7 protein-coding genes are annotated in these 4,795 nt (G+C 67.0%); all 7 read left to right on the top strand.

What is annotated here, in order from left to right:
* Nucleotides 1-1,126: DUF1254 domain-containing protein (locus JNK68_00960; protein ID MBL8538915.1), on the top strand; the 1,126-nt coding region annotated here is incomplete at its 5' end.
* A gap of 20 nt (nucleotides 1,127-1,146) precedes the next feature.
* Nucleotides 1,147-1,287: a hypothetical protein gene (locus tag JNK68_00965; protein MBL8538916.1), complete on the top strand. Its 141-nt coding sequence runs from the start codon at nucleotides 1,147-1,149 to the stop codon at nucleotides 1,285-1,287.
* 67 nt (nucleotides 1,288-1,354) lie between these two features.
* On the top strand, nucleotides 1,355-1,684 hold the full coding sequence (locus JNK68_00970) for a YnfA family protein (GenBank protein MBL8538917.1): 330 nt from the start codon (nucleotides 1,355-1,357) through the stop codon (nucleotides 1,682-1,684).
* 76 nt (nucleotides 1,685-1,760) lie between these two features.
* Nucleotides 1,761-2,126 (top strand): hypothetical protein, encoded by a 366-nt coding sequence (locus JNK68_00975; GenBank protein MBL8538918.1) that lies wholly within the window; start codon nucleotides 1,761-1,763, stop codon nucleotides 2,124-2,126.
* A 178-nt stretch (nucleotides 2,127-2,304) separates the two neighbouring features.
* On the top strand, nucleotides 2,305-3,621 hold the full coding sequence (locus JNK68_00980; GenBank protein ID MBL8538919.1) for an amidase: 1,317 nt from the start codon (nucleotides 2,305-2,307) through the stop codon (nucleotides 3,619-3,621).
* A gap of 26 nt (nucleotides 3,622-3,647) precedes the next feature.
* Complete coding sequence (locus JNK68_00985; protein MBL8538920.1) at nucleotides 3,648-4,580, top strand: AEC family transporter; 933 nt, start codon at nucleotides 3,648-3,650, stop codon at nucleotides 4,578-4,580.
* A gap of 24 nt (nucleotides 4,581-4,604) precedes the next feature.
* Nucleotides 4,605-4,795: NAD(P)-binding domain-containing protein (locus JNK68_00990; protein ID MBL8538921.1), on the top strand; the 191-nt coding region annotated here is incomplete at its 3' end.

Below are 4,795 nucleotides of genomic sequence, written 5' to 3' on the forward strand. Positions count from 1 at the left end.
GGTCGACGTGTCGAACGAGCCGTGGATCCTGAGCATACCGGACATGAAGGGACGCTATTTCCTGTTCCCACTGCTCGATGGCTGGACCAACGTCTTCGAGGTCCCGGGCAAGCGCACCACGGGCACCAAGGCGCAGAAGTACGCGATCACGGGTCCCGGCTGGTCGGGAACGCTTCCGGCAGGGGTGACCGAGTACAAGTCCCCGACCGCCATGGTCTGGGTTCTGGGCCGCATCTACTGCACCGGCACGCCGGAAGACTACAAGGCGGTGCACGCGCTGCAGGACCAGGTGTCGGTGGTGCCGCTGTCGTCCTACGGCAAGCAGTACAAGCCTGAGCCCGGTACCGTCGACCCTGCCATCGACATGAAGACCGCGGTGCGCGAGCAGGTCAACGCCATGGACGGTGCCGCCTACTTCAAGCTGTTCGCCGAACTGCTGAAGTCGAATCCGGCGGCGGTGGCCGACGCGCCGATGGTGGAGAAGCTCGCCAAGATCGGTATCGTGCCCGGACAGGACTTCGACGCCGCCAAGCTCGACCCCGCGGTCGCCAAGGGGATTGCCGGCGCGCCCAAGCCGGCGCAGGACCTCATCATGGGCTGGCTCAAGGCAGGCATCGCCGCTGGCGACTTCAAGCTGGAGAACGGCTGGGCCTTTTCCACCAAGGTCGGTGTGTACGGCACACACTACCTGCAGCGCGCGCTGGTCACCGCGATCGGCCTGGGTGCCAACCGCCCGCAGGATGCGGTCTATCCCACCTCGACCGGCCCGGACTTGGTGCAGAAGTACGACGGATCGAAGAAGTACGTCATGCGTTTCGGGAAGGGCCAACTGCCGCCGGTGAACGGCTTCTGGTCGCTCACGATGTACGACAAGGACTATTTCTTCGTCGACAACCCGCTGAACCGCTACACGCTCAGTCAGCGCAACAAGCTCAAGGTGAACAAGGACGGGTCGGTGGACCTCTACATCCAGCATGAATCGCCGGGCAAGGACAGGGAATCGAACTGGCTGCCGGCACCGGCCGATGCATTCGTTCTCATGATGCGACTGTACTGGCCGAAGGAGACGCCGCCCTCGATCATCGACGGCAGCTGGAAGATCCCCGAGGTCAGGGAAGCGTCGTAACCGGCGCGGAGGGCGTGAGCGTGCGTGGCAGACGGAACCTCGACGGCCGCGCCATCACGACCTCCTTCGACGAGGGTTCGGCGGGCGAGGCGGTTGCCCCGTTCCCGCAGCCGAAGGGCGAAGCGGCCTCTCCAGCCCGGGTGTTCGCCATCCTGCCGTGACGGTCCGCGAACCCCTCGCAGCGCGACTTCGTCCGTTTTGTCGGTGCATTCACAGGCGTCCCGCGCCGTGAATGTCTTCGCCACCACCGCGTTGTTCGTCGCGACGGCGATTGCCGAGATCGTCGGCTGCTACCTCCCCTATCTATGGCTGAAGCATCGGGCGCCGGTCTGGGTGCTCGTGCCGGCTGCCGTTTCGCTGGCCGTGTTCGTCTGGTTGCTCACGCTGCATCCGACTTCGGCCGGCCGCGTCTACGCGGCCTACGGCGGCGTATATGTGGCGACAGCAATCGCGTGGCTGTGGCTCGTGGACGGCGTGCGGCCCAGCGCATGGGACCTGGCAGGCTCCGCCATCGCGCTCGTGGGCATGGCCGTCATCATGTTCGCGCCACGCGCCTGACCCAGGCGAGCGGCATTACCCGCGCAGTTCCGCAACCGCGCGCGGCTGGCCCGGGTCGTGCGTTCTGCGGCGCACGATGTCGAACCGAACCGCCACTCCACTCTGGATTGCCATAATCGGCGGCGCGCTGTTGTGGACCTTCGCCGCCGTGCTCAGTGGCAGGCGTGAGCCCTGGGACGACTCGGGTTACTGGGGTATGGCCTATCCCGCGTCCATCGTCCTCGCGGGATGCATCGGTTATTTCTTCCCTGACCGACCCTGGCGCTGGGTGCTCGTCTTGTTCGCGGCGCAGTTCGTCACCATGTGCATCCGGAACGGCGAATTGGGGAATCTCTGGCCGCTCGGACTCGCGCTTTTTCTCGTCCTCTCGCTGCCTGCTGTGTTCGTCGCGACCGTCGCCGCGGGATTTGGCAGGCGCTCGCGCGGAGACGAAGCCTCGTAGGTTTCTCGGTCGCCGATTGCGGTTCTGCTCTGCGCAATGCGGGCGTGAGCCGCAGGCGCCTGGCGCAAGCGACATTGCAGCCGGCACTTCCACGCGCGAAGGTGCGAAAATCCCCATCCGCGCGCTGCGCAAGTCGCGGAGCAGCCTGCATACTTCGTCTTCTCTTCACCGCTCTCCCATGCAACCCCTGTTTCGTCTCGGTCTCGTCGAGGCCGTCAACAAGATCGCCGCCGGCGAGATCACGAGTGCGGATCTCACCCGCAGTTGCCTCGAACGCATCGCACAGTTGGAAAACGATGTCACCGCGTTCGCGTGGCTCGACGCTGCACGCGCGATCGACTGCGCGGAAGGCGCCGACGCCAGGCAGCGCGCGGGGGCTGCATTGGGCGCCCTGCACGGCATGCCGATCGGCGTGAAGGACATCATGCCGACGCGCGGGATTCCCACCGGGCGCGGCTCGCCGATCTTCCGTGGCGACGTGCCCGCTGCGTCCGCCGACGTCGTCGAGCGACTCGAAGCGGCGGGCGCATTCGTTCTCGGCAAGACCGTCACGGCCGAATTCGCGTTTCTCACGCCCGGCGCAACGCGCAACCCGTGGAGCACACTGCACACGCCGGGTGGATCTTCGAGCGGCTCGGCTGCGGCAGTGGCGGCGGGTTTCTGCCCGGGTGCACTCGGCACGCAAACCAACGGCTCGATGATCCGCCCCGCTGCGTTCTGCGGGGTGGTGGGCTACAAGCCGACGCAGGGATTCATCCGCTTCGACGGCGTCCATCACTTCAGCCATACGCTCGATCAGGTCGGCGTCTTCGCGCGCTCGGTCGCCGACTGCGCCTGGCTCGCCGCCGCCCTCGCCGATGAACCGGGAACGATTCCGACGGCGCCCGCCTCGCTCGACCGCTTGCCGAAGCTCGCGGCGGTGCGCACGCCGGTGTGGGACCGTGCGACCGAAGCGCAGCAGATCCGCTTCGCGACCGACATCGCGACGCTGCGCGAGGCGGGAGCACTGGTGTGGGAGGCGGAGTTGCCGGCCCGCTTCGGCGCGGCGCACGCAGCGCAGCGTCGCATCATGTACCGCGAGGCAGCGGACGAGTTTGCGGAGTTGTCGCGTGCGCGAGCGGGCGATCTGAGCCCTGGATTGCGCGCAGCACTCGCGGAAGGCGCGCGGGTGAGCGATGCCGAGCTTGCAGAAGCGCTCGCCGTGCGCGATGAGCTCACGCAGTCGCTGGACGCGTTCTTCGAGGATTTCGACGCGATCATCACGCCGCCGGCGACGGGAGAAGCACCGCTCGGCATCGACACCACGGGCGATCCGGTCTTCTGCACCATCTGGACGCTGACGCAGGTGCCGGCACTGTGCATTCCCACCGGCTTCGGTCCGGCGGGCCTGCCGCTGGGCCTGCAGATCACCACCGCGCGCGGGCGCGACGGCGTTGCGCTGACCGTGGCCGCGTGGTGCGAGGCGCGACTGCCGCTCGCGGGACTCCCGCGTTGAACTACTTTGCACGCCTGTTCGACCTGATGGTTCAGGTCATGCTGCCGTTGAGTCTCCTGGTCGCGGCCGGCGGCGTGTGGCCGGTGGTGTTCAAGGACGTGCACGTCGAGGCGGCGCGCAACGAGCTGAACCGCATCGTGCTCTACCTCTTCTACCCATGCATCATGTTCGCGGTTGCCGCGGTGACGCCGATCACCTGGAATCTGCTCACCGTGCCGCTCCTCAACGGCATCACCGTGCTGCTGTCGGGTCTCGTGCTCTACTGGCTGCTCTATCGGTCTGCGCTCGGCCGCGACCTTGCCGATCGCACGCGCGCCATCCTCATGCTCGGCGGCATGTTCGGCAACACCTTCAACGTCGGCGTGCCGGTGCTGGTGTTCCTGTACGGCGCCGATGCGCCGCGCTACGCGGTCTTCAACGACATGCTGATGTCGGTGCCCTTCATCTGGAGCATCGGCGTCTGGATCTGCACGCGCCTCGGTGCGCACCGCTCGGCGGCCGGCCAGCCCTCGGTTTGGCGCATCATGGCGTCGATGCCGCCGATCTGGGCGTTCGTCCTCGGCGTGGCCTATCAGCAGTCCGGCCTTCACTACCCACCGATCATCGCCGCCACCAGCTTCATCGGGCAGGCGACGATCCCGGCGATCCTGTTTGCGCTCGGCATGACGATTCCATGGCGCCAGCTCACGCCGCGCCGCGAGATTCTCGTGACTTCGGCGGTGAAGCTCGTCGTGACGCCGGTGCTGACGTGGGCGGTGGCGCACGCGCTGTTCGCGCCTCTGGAGGAAGCGCAGTACGCGGCGGTGGTCGAGGCGGCGACCCCTGCCTTCGTCACGCTGCTCGTGCTCGCCAGTCGCTTCGATCTCGACTCGGCATCGGCGGCGCTGCTCATCGGCTGGAGCACGATTCTCTTCTGGATTACCCTACCGCTGCTGTTGGCGACCGGAATCATTCAGTAGTTGCCAGCAAACCGGAGACGCGACATGTCAAGCAACGTGGGATTCGTCGGGCTCGGCATCATGGGCCGGCCGATGGCGCTCAACGTCATGAAGGGCGGGCACGCGATGGCGGTCCACGCGCGCCGCGCCGCGAGCATGCAGCCGCTGGCGGACGCCGGTGCGGTGACGTGCGCATCCCCGGCAGAGGTCGCGGCAAGATCGGACGTGACGTTCGT

The sequence above is a fragment of the Betaproteobacteria bacterium genome (assembly GCA_016791345.1).
Taxonomy (GTDB): domain Bacteria; phylum Pseudomonadota; class Gammaproteobacteria; order Burkholderiales; family JAEUMW01; genus JAEUMW01.

Excerpts from the sequence above, each read along its gene's own strand:
- JNK68_00975 (MBL8538918.1), top strand. The coding sequence starts at position 1,761 with ATGTCGAACCGAACCGCCACTCCACTCTGGATTGCCATAATCGGCGGC.
- JNK68_00980 (MBL8538919.1), top strand. The coding sequence starts at position 2,305 with ATGCAACCCCTGTTTCGTCTCGGTCTCGTCGAGGCCGTCAACAAGATC.
- JNK68_00985 (MBL8538920.1), top strand. The coding sequence starts at position 3,648 with ATGGTTCAGGTCATGCTGCCGTTGAGTCTCCTGGTCGCGGCCGGCGGC.